Below are 20995 nucleotides of genomic sequence, written 5' to 3'. Positions count from 1 at the left end.
TATATTTCAATTCAATATAAATTTCATGAATCAAGATTATATTAAACCAGATAAGTGGTGCATCATAGAAGAAGGTTTCGATCAAGAAAACGTAAAGTCTTCTGAAAGTATATTTAGTATAGGTAACGGTGCCATGGGACAACGTGCCAATTTTGAAGAAACCTATACAGGTGATACTTTTCAAGGTAGTTATATTGCTGGGGTTTATTATCCTGATAAAACCCGTGTGGGATGGTGGAAAAATGGATACCCAGAATATTTTGCAAAGGTTTTGAACGCTCCAAATTGGATCGGAATCAAAATTTATATTAATGAGGTAGAGTTCGATTTGGCCACGAGTAAAAAAGTGTCAAATTTTAGAAGAGAATTGAATATGAAAGAGGGCGTTTACACCCGTAGTTTTCAAGCAGTAGCTTCTAATAATGTAGAAATAGAAGTTGTTGTAAAACGATTTTTGAGTATAGATATTGATACGGTTGGTGCTATTTCATACACCGTTAAGGTTTTAAAGACAGATGCTACCTTAGTTTTTGAGCCATATTTAGATAGTGGTATTACAAATGAAGATAGTAATTGGGATGATAAATTCTGGAATACTACGAATGTAAGCACAACAGATAACCGTGCCTTTATCGAGGCGCATACTATGAAAACTGAATTTAAGACCTGTACGTTTATGCAGGCTTCATTAGAATATAATGGGAATCAGATTTCGGGTGTGCCGTATGAAAAGACAGATTCATTTGTGTCTTTAAGGTTTGAGCAGAATTTAAAGGCAGACGAATCTGTTACGTTGACGAAATTTGGTGGTTACACTGTTGCAAGAAATCACCCTAATCAAGAATTAGTACAAGTAGCTAATAATAGTTTAGATGAAGTAAGTGCTTTAGGCTTTGATCAGTTATTACAAAAACAAAAAGATGCTTGGGCAGCTATTTGGAGCATGAGCGATATTGTTATTGAAGGCGATGTAAAGGCGCAACAAGGTATTCGTTTCAATATATTTCAATTAAACCAAACCTATTTAGGTACAGATTCTAGGCTTAATATTGGTCCTAAAGGATTTACTGGTGAAAAATATGGCGGTAGTACCTATTGGGATACCGAGGCATACTGTATTCCTTTCTATATGGCTACCAAAGATGATAAGGTTGCTAGAAAGTTATTGAAGTATCGATACAACCATTTAGAAAAGGCTATTGAAAATGCCAAAAAATTAGGATTCTCTAATGGAGCGGCATTGTACCCAATGGTAACAATGAATGGTGAAGAATGCCATAACGAATGGGAGATTACCTTTGAAGAAATTCATAGAAACGGGGCAATCGCCTTTGCAATCCATAACTATTTTAGATATACTGGCGATTACAGCTACATACCAGAAATGGGGTTAGAAGTATTAATCGGTATTTCTAGATTTTGGCACCAACGTGTAAACCTATCAAAGGATAAAAATAAATATGTGATGCTTGGGGTAACAGGGCCTAATGAGTATGAGAACAACGTAAATAATAATTGGTATACTAACTATTTAGCGAAATGGTGTATTAATTATACGCTAACTCAGTTAGACAAAGTTAAAAACGGTTATTCAGACGATTATCATAGAATAATTGGTAAAACTAAACTAACTGATAGAGAGTGTGATAAATGGAGGAAAGTAGCCAATAAAATGTATTTTCCGTATTCGAAAGAGCATGGGGTATTTTTACAGCAAGATGGCTTTTTAGATAAAGATTTGGTAAGGGTAGATGATTTGCCAAAAACAGAAAGACCTATAAATCAAAAATGGAGTTGGGACAGAATTTTAAGGTCTCCATATATAAAACAAGCAGATGTTTTGCAAGGTTTTTATTTTTTTGAGGAAGATTTTTCTGTTGAAGATTTAGAAAAACACTTCGATTTCTATGAGCCTTTTACTGTTCATGAATCTTCTTTGTCGCCATGTGTACATAGTATTCAAGCAGCGAAATTGGGTAGAATGGAACAGGCGTATAATTTCTATTTAAGAACATCTAGATTAGATTTAGATGATTATAATAAAGAAGTAGAAGAAGGCTTGCACATTACTTCTATGGCTGGTACTTGGATGAGTATTGTTGAAGGTTTTGGTGGTATGCGCGTTATCAATGATAAATTATCATTTAAGCCTCAAATACCCAATCAGTGGAAAGCCTATTCTTTCAAGGTCAATTTTAGAGATCGAATAATTAAGGTATCCGTTACGGCGCAGAATACTACGTTTCAATTGATTGGTACTGAAGAAGTATCTATTCGGGTCAATGGAAAAAAAGTAGCTTTAATACCAAATGAGTTGATTACGGTATAAGTAGTTGCTATTATAGTATTTTTAAGATTAAATTGAAATTTCCTCATGAATAGTAAAATTGTAATTTATCATGTATTTACCAGACTTTTTGGTAATACAAATACCAACAACAAACCTTGGGGTACCATTGAAGAAAATGGTGTAGGTAAGTTTGCAGATTTTACTAAAAAGGCACTTGATGAAATAAAAGATTTAGGTGTTACCCATATTTGGTTTACAGGTGTTCCGCATCATGCGGTTATTAATGATTATACTGAAATCGGTATTTCAAATGATGATCCAGACGTTGTAAAAGGGAGAGCAGGTTCGCCCTACGCGGTTAAAGATTATTACAATGTTAGCCCCGATTTAGCAAAAGATCCTGCAAAAAGGTTAAAGGAGTTCAAATCTCTAATTGACCGTACGCATAAAGCTGATATGAAGGTGATTATTGATATTGTACCGAATCATGTGGCCAGAAAGTATGAAGGAAAGACGAACCCGAAAGGTGTTTCTGATTTCGGATTTGGTGATGATACATCCATTGAATATCAAAAAGATAATAATTTTTATTACATCCCGGGAACGGAATTTAAAACTCCCCAATGGCGAGATGGTTATGTGCCTTTAGGAGGGAATACTCCTCATTTATCATATACTGAATTAGAGGAAATTCCAGCGAAATGGACAGGTAATGGGTCTCGCAGTCCGCAACCAGATATGAACGATTGGTATGAGACCGTTCGTATAAATTATGGGGTAAGACCAGATGGCAGGTTAGATTTTGATATGTTACCTAATGATTTCGGAGAAAAAGATCATGAAGAGCATTTTAATTATTGGAAAAAGAGAGTAGTACCTAGTTCTTGGCGCAAGTTTAGAGATGTTGCCTTGTATTGGATGGAAATGGGCGTTGATGGTTTTCGGTATGATATGGCAGAAATGGTTCCGGTAGAATTCTGGAGCTACATGAATTCGTCAATAAAAATGAAAAATCCTGATGCTTTTATAATGGCAGAAGTGTATAATCCAGATCTGTATAGAACATATATCTATAAAGGAAAAATGGATTATTTATATGATAAGGTCGATTTTTATGACGGATTAAAACATATAATGAAAGGCTATGGTTGGTCTGATCATTTACCGGTGGTACAAAACGGCTTGCAAGACATAGAGCATAACATGCTTCATTTCTTAGAGAATCATGATGAGCAGCGTATCGCTAGTCCAGAATTTGTGGGTAATGCTGAAATAGGTAGGCCTGCAATGGTAGTATCTGCAACGATAGGTACATCGCCGACAATGATTTACTTTGGGCAAGAAGTAGGTGAACCAGCTGCTGAACATGCAGGTTTTGGAAGTCCGTCAAGAACATCGATATTCGATTACATTGGTGTGCCCCACCACCAAAGATGGGTAAATAATAAAAAATTTGATGGTGGTCAATCTACGCCAAAAGAGGCTTTATTAAGAGACTTCTATAAGCGACTATTGAATTTCACTATTAATAGTGAAGCCTTAATGGGGGCTTACCGCGAAATTCATTTTTATAATAAAGAAATTACTGAAAATTATAATCACCGGGTGTTGTCATATGTACGTTGGTCAGAGAATCAAAAACTTATAGTTGTTTCGAATTTTGATGTCAATGATCATTTTGCTTTCGATTTAAAACTACCGGTTGATTTAATGAAAACTTGGGAATTAAAAGAAGGTAGTTATCCTTTAAAAGATGCACTTTATGGTCACACCAACTCATTACGAATAGAAAATGGAGAAGGTCATGTCGCAATTAAACTAAATCCTTTAGAATCCTTTATTTTTGAATTAAAATCTTAAGTTATGCTCAAAAAAATTGCCTTAGCTTTTATTTGTATCACTTTAGCATCTTGTAATATGAAAGAACCTTTAGTAATTGGTCATAGAGGTGCTATGGGTCACGAAACAGAAAACACCTTGCCATCGATTCAAAAAGCAATGGATTTGGGTGTTGATATGATAGAGATCGATGTCTTTAAAATTAAAAGTGGAGAGATTGTAGTTTTTCATGACGATAAGCTTGATCGATTAACGAATGCCCCTGGTAATATTGAAGATTATTATATAGTTGACCTAAAAAAGGTGATTGTTGAAGGTGGGCACGAGATACCAATGCTACAAGATGTCTTAAAATTAATAGACAATAAGGTTACCTTAAATATTGAGCTTAAAGGTGCCGGTACTGCAGATAAGGTTAACCATATTATGAAGTATTATATCGAGCAAAGAAACTGGTCGCCAGAAAACTTCATAATTTCAAGTTTTAATTGGGATGAATTAAAAGAAATGCGCAGACATAACCCTAACGTGGCTATAGCTGTATTGACCGAAGAAGACCCTGTAGATGCAATACCTATAGCCAAAGAATTGAATGCCGTAGCTATTAATCCGTATTTCAAAAATCTAAATTTAGAGAAGGCGAATGCGATTAGAGATGCCGGATTTAAAATTTATACTTGGACGGTTAATGAACCTGCAGATATAGATGCCATGAAACGTATTGGAGTTGACGGTATTATTACAAACTTTCCTGAACGGGTAAAATAATGTACGACGTTTTAGTAATTGGTGGTGGTGCTGCAGGCTTTTATGCGGCAATACATATCGCAGAAAAAAGACCAAATACTAAAATAGCTATTTTAGAACGGGGAAAGGATGTGCTGACCAAGGTTAAAATTTCTGGTGGTGGTCGTTGTAATGTTACTCATGCAGAATTTAATCCGGCAGATTTAAGCAAAAACTATCCTAGAGGAGAAAAAGAACTTTTAGGTCCTTTTCATACCTATGCCAGTGGTGATACCGTCGGTTTTTTTGAAGAACGCGGTGTATCTTTAAAAATTGAGGAAGATGGCAGAATGTTTCCGGTCAGTAATTCATCACAAACAATTATAGACTGTTTTATTTCTGAGGCAGATAGATTAGGGGTTCAGGTGAAAACACTTTGTTCGGTAAGCGGAATTGAGCAAATCGAGGAAGAAGGAATTAAAAAGTGGAAGGTTGCCGTAGGGGAGGGTTTTATGTACTGCAATAAACTCATTTTGGCAACAGGAAGTAATCCTAAAATGTGGAAGTATCTTGAAGCTTTAGGGCATACCATTGTTCCGCCTGTGCCATCGTTGTTTACTTTTAATATAAAAGATGAGCGTATAACGGATATACCGGGTATTGTAACGCTTGCCGAGGTAAACGTTATACCCAAAAAGAACTTCGGTAAAAAGACAGCAAGAACAAAATTAGATGCATCTGGTTTAAGCTCAGACGGACCTTTGTTGGTTACCCATTGGGGAATGAGCGGACCGGCTATTTTAAAACTGTCTGCATGGGGAGCAAGAATTTTAGAACAGTATAATTATCAATTCAAAATTCAAGTAAATTGGGTGCCAGAGTATCACCAAAACGGATTGTTAGAATTGTTCTTGAAAGTAAAACAGGTAGAAAAGAAAACTATTCTAAGAACCAAGGTCTTAGATATTCCGAAGCGTTTATGGGCGAACTTGGTAAAAGCATCTGGTATAGCCGATACTACAACCTGGCCAGAAGTATCTAAACAACAGTTGCAATCACTTGCAGAGCAATTAACCATGGGTGTTTTTCAGGTTAACGGTAAAAGTACTTTTAAAGAAGAGTTTGTGACGGCCGGTGGTTTAGATTTAAAGGAAATCAACTTTAAAACCTACGAAAGTAAAATTCTTCCAAATCTCTATTTTGCTGGGGAAATCATAAATGTAGATGCCATTACTGGTGGATTCAATTTTCAGAATGCCTGGACAGGAGGTTATATTGCAGCCAATGGAGTGGTAGAAAGTTTGAATGTAAACCAATCATAAAATGAAGACATATATTGCATTTTTAAGAGGGATAAATGTCAGCGGAAAACATAAAATTCCGATGGCTGAACTTCGAGAATTATGCGAAAGTTTAAACTTGAAAGACGTTAAAACATACATTCAAAGTGGTAATGTAGTTTTTAAAAGTGAACTTCAGAATACATCAAAATTAGAATCACTCATTTCTAAAGCTATTTTAAAAAGTTTTGGTTTCGAAGTACCTGTAATAGTGAAGACTACTTTACAATTACACGATATTCTTAATAATAACTCGTTCGAGTCAGAAGGTGAAATTATAAGAAAGCAAATCTATTTTGTACTGTTAAATGATGTTCCGAAAATTGGAGAGCTTACGGAGTTTAAAGCAGAATCCTACAATAACGAAGAATTTTCAATTTCTGATAATTGCATATATTTAAAGTGTAAAGCTGGGTATGGTAAAGCAAAGCTGAATAATAATTTAATAGAGCGAAAGCTAAAAGTTTTGGCAACCACTCGAAATTATAGAACCATGCACAAATTGTTAGAGTTGGGCAATTAAATTAATTCAGCTCCCAAATTTTGTAATTTAAAGCTGTAGCAAAACAAATCCACAGTAGATACGGAATTAGCAATACAGCGGCAAATTTGCTAACCACATTGAACCATTTAATCGTAAGAGATAATACAACGAGAAGGGCCATAATTACTAGCAGCCCAAAAAATGGTTGTTTTAAACCGAAAAATACAATACTCCACAATCCATTTAAAAGTAATTGAAAACCAAAATGATACAATCCGGTTTTTACCCACTTGTGATGAAAACCTTTAGCCCAGACCCAACCGGCAGAAACACCCATCATAATATAAAGAGCGCTCCATACAGGAGCAAAAACCCAGTTAGGCGGATTAAAAATTGGTTTGTTCAATGTCATATACCATCCGTTTACAGAGCTTTGTGTGACCACGCTACTAAGAAACCCAATAGCCGAGCAAATGACAATACCAATAATAATATATGTAAGCTTTCTTTTCAATTGGTTGGTGTTTAGCTCTAAAATAAGGATTTATTTTAATTGATAGCCCTAAAAACTATATTTGCACAAATTGAAAATTCAATGTCAGAAAAAGAATTCATTCCAGCATCATATACCACATTGAAAGAAGAAGGTACTGTGGCGTATTCTTCGCCCAGCAATATTGCTTTGGTAAAGTATTGGGGCAAGAGAGAGAATCAGATTCCCGCAAACCCATCAATCAGTTTTACTTTGGCAGCCTGTACAACTAAAACTAGTGTGCAGTATAAAAAGAAAGATAAAAAAAGCGATGAGTTCTCTTTCGACCTATTGTTTGAAGGAGAACCAAAAGAAGAGTTTAAGCCGAAAATTAATACATTCTTAAAAAGGATAGAAGCCTATTTACCGTTTTTAAAAGAGTATCACTTTGTCATTAATACATCAAATTCTTTTCCGCATAGTAGTGGTATAGCATCTTCTGCGAGCGGTATGTCAGCATTGGCATTATGTTTTATGGAGATGGAAAGGTCATTCTCTGAGTCTATTTCCGATGAAGATTTCAATAGAAAAGTTTCGTTCTTGTCTCGTTTAGGTTCAGGTTCTGCATGTCGAAGTATTGAAGGGCCTTTGGTACAATGGGGAGAAACAGCTTCAATCGAAGGAAGCTCAAACCTATTCGGTATAAAGTATCCGTACGCAGTGCATGAGGTATTCAGTAATTTTCATGATACTATTTTATTGGTCGATAAAGGTGAGAAGCAAGTAAGTAGCACTGTCGGGCATGAGTTAATGCACGGGCATCCGTTCGCGACTCAACGTTTTGATCAGGCACATAGTAATTTAGAAAAGTTAAAATCTGTTTTATCAAAAGGTGACTTAAAAACTTTCATAAGTATCGTAGAAAGCGAGGCACTTACCTTGCATGCGATGATGATGACGAGTAATCCATATTTCATATTAATGAAGCCTAATACGCTTTCAATAATTAATGAGATTTGGAAATTTAGGCAAGAATCTAATACCCATGTATGCTTTACCTTAGATGCAGGTGCCAATGTTCATGTATTATATCCGGAATATGAAAAGGATATCGTTTTTCCATTTATAAAAGAGAAGTTAGTACCTTTTTGTCAAAATGGGCAGTATATTTGTGATCGAATTGGTCTGGGTGCTAAGAAGTTGTAGTATTTGATGTACTATTTTTTTATAAAAAACGTTTGTAAAAGAATGATTTATCTACTTTGTTTAACCTTTTAAGGTAAAACGTTCAACTTTATATCGATCTTTGACTATATTTATAAAAGTTTAAAAAGTAGCTTAGTATTTAAAAATGAAAGGACCTCTTTTTTATTCAAAAATTCTTCTCTTCGGAGAGTATGGTATCATTAAAGATTCCAAAGGATTATCAATACCTTATAATTTTTATAAAGGAGCTTTAAAATCGGATGCCAGTATTTCAAAAGAGGCAATAAAATCTAACAAAAGTTTAGCAGCATTTGCTCTTTATTTAGAAGAGTTAACTGTTGAAGAGCCAAGTTTGGTTTCTTTCGATTTAGAACTTTTAAAAGCTGATGTTGCCGAGGGTATGTATTTTGATAGTTCTATACCGCAAGGATATGGTGTAGGTAGCAGTGGTGCTTTAGTCGCAGCTATTTATGATAAATACGCACACGAAAAAATAACGGTTCTTGAGAATTTAACTAGAGAGAAATTATTGAAGCTCAAAACGATATTCGGTAGAATGGAGTCGTTTTTTCACGGTAAATCATCTGGGCTTGATCCTTTGAATAGCTATTTAAGTCTTCCGATTCTTATAAACTCTAAAGATAATATTGAGTCTACAAGCATACCTTCACAAAATGCAGAAGGTAAAGGAGCTGTGTTCTTATTAGATAGCGGTATTATTGGAGAAACTGCACCAATGGTTCAGATTTTCATGGAACAAATGAAGAATGACGGTTTTCGTAAAATGCTAAAAAATCAATTTATAAAGCATACAGATGCTTGTGTAGAAGATTTTGTAAACGGCAATATTCAGTCATTGTTTGGTAATTTAAAGCAATTATCTCATGTTGTTTTAGATAATTTTAAACCTATGATTCCTGCTAAGTTTCATGCCTTATGGAAAAATGGAATCGATACTAACAATTATTACTTAAAGCTTTGTGGCTCAGGTGGTGGTGGTTATATTTTAGGTTTTACAGAAGATTTTGAAAAAGCTAAAACTGCGTTAAAAGGCTACAAACTAGAAGTAGTCTATAATTTTTAGGTAATTTTCATAAATGCTTAATAGAAGAAATAAACTCTTACTTTTAAAAGTACTGAGTCTGTTTTCAGTAGTAAGGGGGTATAACATTCTAGTTATAGCTCTAGCGCAATATTTGGCGTCCATTTATATTCTTGCGCCAGAGCTTCCTGTTCGTAAAGTAGTTTTTGATGTCAATCTTTTTGTAATTGTTATCGCTTCTGCCATGGTTATTGCTGGTGGTTATATTATAAATAATTTCTACGATGCAGAGAAAGATCTCATCAATAAACCACGTAAGAGTATGTTGGATCGCTTGGTAAGCCAGCGATTTAAGCTTACGACTTATTTTGTGCTAAATTTTCTGGCGGTAATAGCGGCCAGTTATGTTTCTTTCAGAGCTGTTTTCTTTTTCTCTTCATACATATTCGGTATTTGGATCTATTCGCATAAGTTGAAGAAAATTCCATTTTTGGGCAATTTTATTTCAGCCACTTTGGCAATTACACCATTCTTTGTAGTATTCATTTATTACAAGAATATTCAGCCTGTGATTTTTATGCATGCAGTATTTCTTTTTTTATTGATATTGGCACGTGAAATGATCAAGGATCTAGAAAATATTTCAGGAGATTTAGCCCAGAATTATAGAACTATTCCGATAATTTACGGATCTCGTACTTCTAAAATTCTCATCAGTTTATTGATTTTATTGACCATTGTACCCTCATTACTTCTAATTTTTAAGTTCGATGTTGGGCATATGAACCTTTATTTCATGCTTTGTGTAATATTATTGGTATTGTTTATATTTCTATTATTCAAAGCAAAGGCTCGTAAAGACTATGTTTGGCTGCACAATATTCTCAAACTAATTATAGTAATGGGTGTCTTTGGTATTCTACTTATAGATGTAGACCTTGTTTTAAACAGAATACTATAGTTGTTGGTAATATGTTTCATATAACTATTTGAACCGCAATGCAATTTGCTACCTTTGTGCAAAATTGGTACAGTTATGAGTAGGGATGATTCTAGTAGGGGAAAAAATGCTTCAGGTAGGCAAGGCGGTAATTTTAAAAAGAAGAGCTACGCTCGTGGTAATGCGCCCATTAAGAAAAATGTGACGCCAGCTAAGCCACAAGACCCAAATTCTATTAGATTAAATAAATATGTAGCTAATTCTGGGGTATGTTCTCGAAGAGATGCAGATATATACATAGCAGCTGGTAATGTAACTGTAAATGGTAAGCCAATTACAGAAATGGGATATAAGGTTAAGTTGAGCGATGAGGTAAAATTCGACGGTCAATTATTAAACCCTGTAAAAAGAGAATACGTATTGCTGAATAAGCCTAAAGACTTTCTTACGACTATACGTGATGAAAAAGGTAAAAGACATGTTTCTGGGTTAATATCTAGTGCGTCTAAGTCAAAATTACTTCCTGTAGATAAATTGGAAAAAGATCACACTGGTTTACTTTTGTTTACCAATGATGGTAGCATGACCAAGGTGTTGAAAAGCCCTGTAAACGGCATGCGTAAGATTTATCATTTGGTTTTAGACCAAGAATTAAGAAGTGCCGATTTAAAGAAGATTCAAGAAGGTGTAGTTGTTGATGAAAAGGCAGTTCGTGTTCAAGAAGTAAGTTTTATTGCAGATGCTCCAAAAAGAGAAGTCGGTATTGAGATTTATAGTTCTAGAAATAAAATTGTAGAACGTATTTTTGAAAATTTAGGATATAAGATTCAAAGAATGGATAGGGTTGTTTATGGTGGTCTAACTAAAAAAGATTTACCAAGAGGGCACTGGAGGTATTTGACCGATCAAGAGGTTATAAATCTCAAGATGATCAAGTAATACAATGTCCTTGTCTATTAAAAAGACGATAGGATATGAAATTATTTCAGTGTACAAACTGTAAGAATACAGTTGTTTTCGAGAATAACAAATGTGTAAACTGTGGCTACCTTTTAGGGTATTCATCGTATTATAATAAGATTGTTGCTTTAGATACGAATGCCTCTAAATGGCAAGTACTTGAATTAGATGGCAAAACCTATGAGTACTGTGAAAATTATAAACACAAAGTTTGTAATTGGCTGGTAGATGTTTCTAGAGGGCGAAAATTTTGTCTGGCTTGTTCCTTAAATAGAACCATTCCCCATATATTAGATGATGCTAATTTAGCTAAGTGGAAGCATATTGAAATTGCTAAGCACAGACTTGTTTATCAGTTATTGCGTTTTTCATTACCGGTAGTAAGTAAAATTGGAGATGATTTAAAAGGTTTTTGTTTTGATTTTTTGGCTAGGGAAGATTTGCCGGAAGAATCAAAAGATACCAAAACAGGACACGCCAATGGTGTCATTACCCTTTTAATATCAGAAGCCGACCCCGTTGTTCGTGAGCAGGTAAAGCAGCAAATGGCCGAGCGTTACAGAACATTACTTGGTCATTTTAGACATGAAGTAGGCCATTATTTTTGGGACCTGCTTATTCGTGATAACCCTGATATTTTAGAGGAGTTCAGAATCATTTTTGGTGATGAGTCAAAATCATATGCAGATGCATTGACCAATCACTACAACAATGGTCCGCAAGCAAATTGGCAACAAAATTTTATAAGTAAGTATGCTTCTTCTCACCCTTGGGAAGATTGGGCGGAAACATGGTCGCATTATTTACACTTGACCGATGTTTTGGAGACCGCCTATAATTTCGGATTAAGATCAAATCCTAAGATTACCGCTAAGCAAAATATAAAAATGAATGCTAGTTTTGATCCCTATAAAGAGACTAGTTTTGAAAAAAAAATGGATACCGGTATCCCATTATTGTTTACTTTAAATAGTATGAACCGTTCTATGGGAGAAGATGACCCTTATCCGTTTATAATTTCTAAACCCGTTGAGAGAAAATTAGAATTCATTCACGATTTATTGAGAAAGGTCTAGTCTCTACTAAAGCCTTCTCCAAAACGATAGGTAGCAATAATACCATGGGTGTTTCCTAAAGGAGAATCATTTGTTGCTAGGTTATAACTGTAAATAGCTCTAATATTTTTGAAAAGATAAACTCCCGCCAACAGATTTATAGAGGAATTGGTTCTGTAACCGGTACCTAGTTCAAATCGGTTTCTAAAACTTACGGCTATATTTACATCTGCTTGAAAAGGAGCGCCATTTTCATACTTTAATAATAGGTTGGGCTTGATCATTAATTCTTCAAATTTACTAGAGAAAAACCGATAGCCTAAGTACCCGTAATAAGGCACGTAAATTTCCACATTATCATCAGATACCAGCATATCTCCAATTACATTTGGTGTGGAGAAGCCCACATATACATCTGCTAAGTTTAATAAGAAACCAAGTCCTAAAGTAGGTATGGTAGCATTAATGTTCATAGCAAAATTAGGGTCGTCCATAATACCCAGTTCCAGTAAATTTTCTTGATATTGTTGCACGCCAGGTGATATGGAAAATGAAAAGGAATTAGGGGTATATATTTGCCAATAGGGTCTATTCTTTTTGGTGTCGAAAAATATTTTGTAAGAATATGTAGCAAATACACTGGTTGAAGTGGTGACTCCAACTTCATCACGAATTAATCCGGCTCCCAAACCAATTTTACCTCTGTTTAATGGAGTATGGAAACTTAAGGCAAAACTTTTTGGACTACCTTCAAATTGATTGAAAGTTTCAGTATTACTAATACCTATTTCTGCACTAGGTGCCAAACCGGCAAAAGCAGAATTTACTAGGTACGGATTGTAATTGTACTCTGAGAATGTTGGCGTTTGTTGAGCCATTGTATTATTGATCAATGCTCCTAAAACGAATGCTATTAAAGTGATATTTTTATATAAATTCTGCATGTAATTATCGCTTTAATACAAGGAAACCTTGTGTTTTTCTTAATATAGTTTCACCATCTATTTGAATGTTGAAGAAATAGGTGCCTGCAGGTAATTGGTCTGCGCCTAATTTCATACTCATATTCGCAGTACCTGAAAACACATTAGCGGCATTGTCATAGTTTTCAATTTGAAAAACCATATCTCCCCAACGGTTATAAATACTCACTACATTTTCAGGGTAGTAATCTATGTTTTCAATATGCCAGTATTCATTTATACCGTCACCATCAGGTGAGAATCCGTATTTTGTTTCATCTTCTGGAATCATTGTAGTAAACGATTGAGTTTCACAACCAGCGGATTCTCCTGCGCTGTTATATGAGGTGATATTTACAAAAATTTCAGTGTCAAATGGAAACTCATCATGATGAGTATATGTTGTTAAATTACCCATATCCACATTGTCGATGATGTCGTTAGAATTCGCTGAGGTTCCAATGGAAATACGATAGCCATTGGTTTTTTCGACTTCATTCCATGAAATTGTACTCTCTAATGAAACATTTGTTTCTCCGTTTGTCGGACTAATAAGAACCGCACAATCGGGTGCGATTACTTCAGTTGTGAAACTTTCGGTAGTACATCTTTCAGCGTCTCCAGAACTATTGTAAGGCGTAATGGTGATGAAAATTTGTGTTTCAGAAGGTAAATCTTCATTCAGTATATAACTGGTCAAAGAGGCTATATCTTCATTGTCTACGATATCGTTTCCGTTGGCGGTTGTACCTATTGAGATTCTGTAACCATCTGCATCGTTTGAAGGGTTCCATTCAATATCTGCGGTTACGGCAACATTATTTGCATTTTGTAACGAAGCTATCAAATTGGTGCAAGTTGGTAATGGTCTTATGGTAAAGCTCTCAGAAACACAACCAATGGCATCGCCAACATCATTAAAAGGAACTATCGTCACTGTAACTGTTTCACCTTCGTTAAATTCATTAGGGAAAGTATATGTAGTATCGGTAACTTCTAAATCGGATACATTGTTTGCTGTACTGTTATTTGCGGAAACAGTTAATCTGTATCCGTCTGCATCTGGTATAGCATTCCATGAAATTTCATTTACTTCTGCCAAAACTGCACCGTTTAGAGGAGAGGTTAAGAAGGTACAATTTGGAATAGACTTAATGCTGAAACTTTCCATAGTGCAACCAATGGCTTCCCCAGCATTGTTGTAAGGTACTATAGTAATCGATACGGTTTCGCCTTGATCAAAATCATTGGTAAACATATGGGTGTTACCAGTAGTTATATTCAGTTGGTCAACATTATTTGCTGAGCTTGAACTACCTGTGACCGTAAGAAGATAACCATCTGCTTCAGGCACTGTTGTCCATTCTAGATTTGTGTTTACAGGTACATCTATAGCACCATTTGCAGGTGAAATTAAACCTGTGCAAGTAGGCACTGCCTGAATGGAAAAACTTTCTGTAGTACAACCAATGGCATTACCAGACTCGTTGTAAGGTATAATGGTAACTGAAACGGTTTCACCTTGCGTAAAGTCATCAGTGAAATCTAAAGAAGTAGCTGTGGTTTTAAAATCCGTTACATTGTTAGCGGTACTTGTATTGGCGGAAATGGTAACGAAATACCCAATGGCATCATATACTGCATCCCAAGATATTGAAATACTGGCATCGACCGCGTCATTACCATTTACAGGTGTGTTTAAGCTAGTACATGTAGGTACGGGCTTAATGGCAAATGATTCTGATGTACAGCCGGTAGCGGCACCAGATTCATTAAATGGTGTTATGGTAACTGTTACCATTTCACCTTGTATAAAGTCATTCGTGAAATCATAGGAAGTTGCAATAACGTCAACCTCAGTTAAGTTATTGGCGGTACTTTCACTTGCTGTTACGGTTATCGTGTAGCCTGTTGCTCCGGCAACAGCATTCCAGCTAATATCAGTATCTATATCTGCATTTGCAGTATTGTTTACAGGTGTCATAAGCGTAGTACAAGTGGGTACTGGTGGAGGCACGATTGTAAAAGTTTCAGATGTACAACCGCTGGCCTCTCCGTTGCTGTTATATGGTTTAATAGTTACCGTAACCGTTTCTCCTTCTATAAAATCATTTGAAAAGTTAAGAGTATTGTCACTTGTCACTTCAAAATCGGTCATGTTATTTGCGGTACTGTTGCTGCCAATAACGGTAATTCGGTAACCGTCGGTATTAGTTACTGTGTTCCATTCAATATTGGTGTCTACGGGAACATTTGTAGCTCCATTTGCTGGAGTTGCTAGTGTGGTACATAAAGGAGCACCATCTGTAGTAAAACTTTCTTCGGTACAACCAATAGCATCGCCATTATCGTTATATGGTGTTATTGTCACATAAATAGGTGTGCTTTCTGGTAAATTGGCGGCAAGGTCGTACGTAGTTACATTTAGCACATCATCTGTAAAAATATCTGAACCTCCACTTGTTGTTCCTACAGTCAATTTATAACCGGTTGCAGATGATAATTCTGTCCAAGTTAAATTTGTGCTAGGGTCAACCGCAGTTGCATCATTAATAGGAGCTGTTAATGTGGTACATGACGGTGGACTTGTAGAATCACCAGTGGTAAAAGTTTCTTCGATACAACCAGTAGCATCCCCTTCAGCATTATAAGGAATAATGGTTACATAATGCATTCTAGCTTCTTGTAAATCTACAGGAATATCATAGGTGTTGGCGCCAACAACATCTGCATTGTTTACTATTTCTATACCGCCAGAGGTAGTACCTACAATTACTAAATAACCTGTTGCGTTAGCTATTGGTGTCCAGCTTAAATGAGTGTCAATAGCAATATCGGTAGCACCGTTAACAGGGCTGGTTAAGTTTGTACAAGTTGGTGGTACAGGAATTATCTCGGTATGGAAACTTTCTTCGGTACATGAAGTAGCATCTCCTTCATCATTATAAGGAATTATAGTGACGAAAATATCACTATCTTCAGGTAAGTCAGAAGTAAATTCATAGGTATTTATGTTACCAACATCTTCAGGGCCTAATATGTCGTTAGCTCCAGATGAAGTACCAACAGTAAGTTTGTAGCCATCGGCATTTGAAATCGGGTTCCAGCTTAAATCTGTAGTTACGGCTACATCTGTTGCGGCATGTAACGGCTCGGTTAAACTAGTACATTCAGGTATGGTAGCAGGACTACTGGAAATAGTAAAGCTTTCTTCGGTACAAGGACCCACAGCATCTCCTTCTGTATTAAAAGGAATCAAGGTTACGTAGATAGTATCTCCGGTATTAAAATCTGATGCAAATTCGTATGAAGTTTTATTGGTAATGGTAATATTATCTACAATATCATTACCACCTGTAGTGGTGCCCACCGTTAAGCGGTACCCTTCTGCATATAAGGCATGCTCCCATGTAATGTTGGTATTTACCGGTACATCTATATCTCCATTAAGCGGAGATGTTAGTAGCGTACAATCTGGTATTGGACAATCTCGAACATCTTGGTCAAACGACCATCCAAAATTATCGATCATAGACTGTCTTTCTTCTTGAGCATCACAATAAGGTAAATCTTCTGCACCAAGTGTAATACCAGGAGTTAAGTTTTTCTCAGACCAAGCAATTAAAGTAGTATCATAATTTTCTCTTATGAGTGCCGTATTATCCAGCATATCTCGCATATCGGTAACACCACTAACATCCCAATCCGCTAAACTTTGGTTTAAAGCAATGGCATCATCGAACATAGAACGCATAGTTACATTACCAGGATTCCATAAATCCATTGGTTGGTTGTATGCCGATGCATTTCTAAACATATAGTCCATATTGCTTACACCCGCTATACGCCAGTTATTTAGGTCTTGGTTAAAGGCGGTTGCGCCACTGAACATTTCTTCCATTGTGGTTACGCCTCTAACGTTCCAATCACCAATGTTCTCATTAAAAGTACTTGCATCTTTAAACATTTCTTCTATAGTGGTTACAGAAGCTACGTTCCAAGAGTTCATGGTTTGGTTATAACTGGTAGCACCATTAAACATAGCTCGCATAGTAGTTACAAAAGAAACATTCCATGGGTCTATGTTTTGGTTAAATGCTGTTGCTCCACTAAACATTTCTTGCATGGTTAATGCTTCGCCTGTATTCCAATTCGATATTGTTTCATTAAAAGTCAAGGCATTTTTAAACATGGCTTCAAAATTGGTTACTACCGCGGTATTCCAATTATTTAAATTTTGGTTAAATACTGCAGCATCTTCAAACATAGATTCCATTAAGGTGACTGAACTAACATTCCAAGTGTTTATTGGTTGATTAAATAGAACTGCATCTTCAAACATACTTGTCATATTTGCTACGGCACTTACATCCCAATTATCTAAAGGTTGATTAAATGCTGATGCCCCACGAAACATACTTGACATATTTACCACAGAATTTACATCCCAACTATTTAAGGGCTGGTTAATTGCAGCTGCATAGCTGAACATGGAAGACATATTAATTACATTAGTAACATTCCAACTATCTATATTTTGATTAAAATTATCTGCTCCGTTGAACATAGAATTCATATCTGTTACCGATGATACATTCCAATTATTTAAAGGTTGATTAAAGGCATCTGTATTGTTAAACATTGAAGCCATATTGGTTACATTAGTAACATTCCAGCCATTGATATTTTGGTTAAAGTCTATTGCTCTCCTAAACATCATTGTCATGTTGGTAACGCTACTAACATTCCAATTATCTAAAGGCTGATTAAATGGAATATCAAAAACAAAACCATCGAACATTTTAGACATATCGGTTACATTACTGACATCCCAATTATTTAGTGGTTGATTAAAAAGTAATGCTCTTTCAAACATACTAGACATGTTGGTTACATTACTGACATTCCAATTATTAATGTTTTGATTAAATAATTCGGTCTGTTCAAAAGTTCTAGACATATCGGTTACATTACTGGTATCCCAATTGTCAAGTGGTTGGTCAAAGGCATTCGCACCAAGAAACATTGTAGATATATTTGTTACATTGCTTATATCCCAATTATTTAATGGTTGGTTAAAAGCTTGAGCCGCTAAGAAAACACCTCTCATATTAGTAACATTGCTTACATCCCAATCATTAATATTGCCATTAAATAAGAAGCAAGAGCCAAACATATTTTGCATGCTTTCAACTTGTGTAAGATTAGGAATATCTGTTGCATTGTATTCCATATTTTGGCAGTAATAGAATGTATTCTCCATAGAACCCCAAACCTGATCTCCCCATTGGTCTATTGAAATAAGTTTTTTATTATCTCTATTGCTTGATTCTTGACGGAACGAAGGGAAATCTCCAATAATGGCAATGGTATAAATATCTGGAGTTAAGTAAGTATGTGTTATATCATTTGTAACATTATTATCATACTGTCCATCTCCCCAATCAATATTGAAATCATAGGTTAAATAATCAGGATAACCATCATTTAGCTCAATTCTATATTGATTAGCTGCGGTAGAATGGGTATCTAAATTTCTAGTGTCAATAGTGATTTTAAAAACATCGGTTCTGTTTACCCAGCTTTCTACTACAGTATAACTAATTTCTTGACAACCTGTCGCTGGTCCTTCATCATTGTAGGGAACAACTGTTACATAAACAGTATCTCCAGGGTCAAATTCACTAGAGAAACTAATTCCAACAGTATTGCCAACATCAAGATTGTTTGCAGGTGAGCCATTGATATTAACATAATTTCTTGCTCCACCTCTTTCAATTTCTAAGTAAATACGATATCCCGTAGCATTAGGTGCAGGATCCCAACGGATATCACTATTTGCTGGTGTAGCAGTGTCGCTAGCATGTGGCATGGTAATATCGGTACACAATACATAAGAACAATTTACGGCATCTCCAGTAATAATCCACCCATCATCATCTATTAAACTTTGTCTTTGGCTTAAGGCATCACAATATTGTAGGTTTGTTGCCCCTAAATTTATTCCGGAGTTTACAGTTTGTGCAGACCAAGCTATTAAAGTATTGTCATAATTTTCTTGTGATAAACCACTATTTGACAACATGTTTGCCATGTTGGTTACAGAAGAAATATCCCAAACACCCAAGTTTTGGTTGAAAGTGCTGGCAGAAGTAAACATACCAGACATATTGGTGATACTAGATGTATTCCAGCCCGTTATATCTTGATTAAAAGAACTTGCAAGGTTAAACATATTTTGGAAACTAGTAACATTGCTGAGGTTCCATAAATTTAATGGTTGATTGAAACTTGAAGCCCTTTCAAACATTGATGAAACATTTTCTACATTACTTATATTCCAATTGTTTAGAGGTTGATTAAATACCTGTGCCTGTTGGAACATTGTAGACATATTTGTAACACTACTAACGTCCCACCCACTTATGTCCTGATTAAAAACATCTGTTTGCGAAAACATACCTTGCATATTGGTGACATTGCTCACATCCCATCCGCTAATATCTTGGTTAAAACCAGAGTTGTCTCTAAACATGTAACTCATGTTCGTTACGTTACTAACATTCCAATTGTCTAATGGGTGGTTGTAAACTTGATCCCAATACCAACCATCAAACATACTAGACATATCCGTGGCATTTGTTACAACCCAAGTATTTAAAGGTTGGTTAAATGTTCTATTTCTTTGAAACATTAATGAAAAATCAAGAACAGAAGATACGTCCCAACTAGCTAAGGGTTGGTTATATTTAGCGTGTCTAAACATGCCAGACATACTAGTAACATTACTAACATTCCAATTGTCAATAGGCTGATTAAAACCTGAGCCATCAAACATAAATGTCATATCTGTAACACTGCTAACATCCCAGTTATTTAAAGGTCTATTAAAGGCATTAGTATAGGCAAATGTTTGTGACATGTCAGTAACATTGCTAACATTCCAATTGTTTATATTTTGATTAAAACGTCCAGCAGCTATAAACATTCCTTTCATAGTAGTAACTGATGAAGTGTTCCAATTATCCAAGGGTTGATTAAAAGCTGTGCTTTTAAATGTCTCGGACATATCGGTAACGGAGTTTGTTGTCCATGTATCAACAGGTCTATCAAAAATGGTACAACCAGAAAAGATTCCTGAAATATCCGTTATTGTAGAAACGTCCCAATTGTTCACAATTCCGGTGAATGAAGTGCCTTCTCTAAACATATTTTTTAAAGAAGTAACTTGACTTAAATTTGGGGCGTCAATTAAATCAAAATTTAAGTTCTCGCAACCATAAAAAGAATTTTCCATGGTTTGCCATTGGATGTTTCCCCAACTAAGTATTTCAATAATTTTAAGTTTATCATTGGCTACTTCATCATTGAAATAAATTGAAGGAAATGTGCCGCTTATTTGAACGGTGTAAGTGCCAGGTGTGGCATAGTCATGGGTAATGTTTCCCGTTACGCCAGTATCCGTTGCTCCATCTCCCCAATCTACATCATAATTATAGGTAGTGTATGCAGGGTTTGTGGGTATGGTAATTTCGTTATTGGGAGAGGATCCAGATTCTATATTATTGGTATTCCATGTAGAGGTGAAAGATTGAGCAAATAAATTAACGCTTAAAAATAAAAGAAAAAGGGTAATACTCTTTTTAAATAATGGCATGCTGTTGTTTTGATCAAATGTG

Annotated in this window: 13 protein-coding genes; 10 read left to right on the top strand and 3 right to left on the bottom strand. The window is 35.5% G+C overall.

Annotation, left to right across the window (positions count from 1 at the left end):
- The first annotated feature begins 25 nt into the window (after positions 1-25).
- From DFQ03_RS14620 to DFQ03_RS14600, 5 genes are read left to right on the top strand one after another with little or no spacing between them, the layout of a single operon-like run.
- Entirely contained in the window at positions 26-2329 is a 2304-nt protein-coding gene (locus DFQ03_RS14620) for a glycoside hydrolase family 65 protein (protein WP_133673946.1), read from the top strand.
- 45 nt (positions 2330-2374) lie between these two features.
- Positions 2375-4150, top strand: a complete 1776-nt coding sequence (locus DFQ03_RS14615) for an alpha-amylase family protein (RefSeq protein ID WP_133673944.1) — start codon at positions 2375-2377, stop codon at positions 4148-4150.
- Positions 4151-4153: 3 nt separating this feature from the next.
- On the top strand, positions 4154-4897 hold the full coding sequence (locus tag DFQ03_RS14610) for a glycerophosphodiester phosphodiesterase (protein ID WP_133673943.1): 744 nt from the start codon (positions 4154-4156) through the stop codon (positions 4895-4897).
- Positions 4897-6177 (top strand): BaiN/RdsA family NAD(P)/FAD-dependent oxidoreductase, encoded by a 1281-nt coding sequence (locus tag DFQ03_RS14605; RefSeq protein WP_133673941.1) that lies wholly within the window; start codon positions 4897-4899, stop codon positions 6175-6177. Before DFQ03_RS14610 ends, DFQ03_RS14605 begins: the two co-directional genes overlap by 1 nt.
- 1 nt (position 6178) lies before the next feature.
- The gene (locus DFQ03_RS14600; protein ID WP_133673939.1) at positions 6179-6718 is read left to right on the top strand and encodes a DUF1697 domain-containing protein; all 540 of its coding nucleotides are present in this window, start codon (positions 6179-6181) and stop codon (positions 6716-6718) included.
- Between the two features lies 1 nt (position 6719).
- Here DFQ03_RS14600 and DFQ03_RS14595 read toward each other — a convergent pair whose 3' ends face one another.
- Positions 6720-7193 (bottom strand): TspO/MBR family protein, encoded by a 474-nt coding sequence (locus DFQ03_RS14595; RefSeq protein ID WP_133673937.1) that lies wholly within the window; start codon positions 7191-7193, stop codon positions 6720-6722.
- 81 nt (positions 7194-7274) lie between these two features.
- Between DFQ03_RS14595 and DFQ03_RS14590 the strand changes: the two genes are divergently transcribed.
- From DFQ03_RS14590 to DFQ03_RS14570, 5 genes are all read left to right on the top strand, one after another.
- On the top strand, positions 7275-8357 hold the full coding sequence (locus tag DFQ03_RS14590) for a diphosphomevalonate/mevalonate 3,5-bisphosphate decarboxylase family protein (protein WP_133673935.1): 1083 nt from the start codon (positions 7275-7277) through the stop codon (positions 8355-8357).
- Between the two features lie 145 nt (positions 8358-8502).
- Positions 8503-9441 (top strand): mevalonate kinase family protein, encoded by a 939-nt coding sequence (locus tag DFQ03_RS14585; RefSeq protein WP_133673933.1) that lies wholly within the window; start codon positions 8503-8505, stop codon positions 9439-9441.
- Positions 9442-9454: 13 nt separating this feature from the next.
- Entirely contained in the window at positions 9455-10360 is a 906-nt protein-coding gene (locus DFQ03_RS14580; RefSeq protein ID WP_133673931.1) for a geranylgeranylglycerol-phosphate geranylgeranyltransferase, read from the top strand.
- Between the two features lie 75 nt (positions 10361-10435).
- Positions 10436-11278, top strand: a complete 843-nt coding sequence (locus DFQ03_RS14575) for a pseudouridine synthase (RefSeq protein ID WP_133673929.1) — start codon at positions 10436-10438, stop codon at positions 11276-11278.
- Between the two features lie 35 nt (positions 11279-11313).
- Entirely contained in the window at positions 11314-12375 is a 1062-nt protein-coding gene (locus DFQ03_RS14570; RefSeq protein WP_133673927.1) for a zinc-binding metallopeptidase family protein, read from the top strand.
- Here the strand turns inward: DFQ03_RS14570 and DFQ03_RS14565 are convergent.
- Positions 12372-13298, bottom strand: coding sequence for a PorP/SprF family type IX secretion system membrane protein (locus tag DFQ03_RS14565; protein ID WP_133673925.1), 927 nt, complete (start codon positions 13296-13298; stop codon positions 12372-12374). The genes DFQ03_RS14570 and DFQ03_RS14565 overlap by 4 nt on opposite strands.
- A 4-nt stretch (positions 13299-13302) precedes the next feature.
- Positions 13303-20973, bottom strand: coding sequence for a BspA family leucine-rich repeat surface protein (locus DFQ03_RS14560; protein WP_133673923.1), 7671 nt, complete (start codon positions 20971-20973; stop codon positions 13303-13305).
- Positions 20974-20995: the final 22 nt, after the last annotated feature.

Source organism: Maribacter caenipelagi (assembly GCF_004364175.1).
GTDB classification, from domain to species: domain Bacteria; phylum Bacteroidota; class Bacteroidia; order Flavobacteriales; family Flavobacteriaceae; genus Maribacter; species Maribacter caenipelagi.
This window is presented reverse-complemented; position numbering and strand designations above follow the sequence as displayed.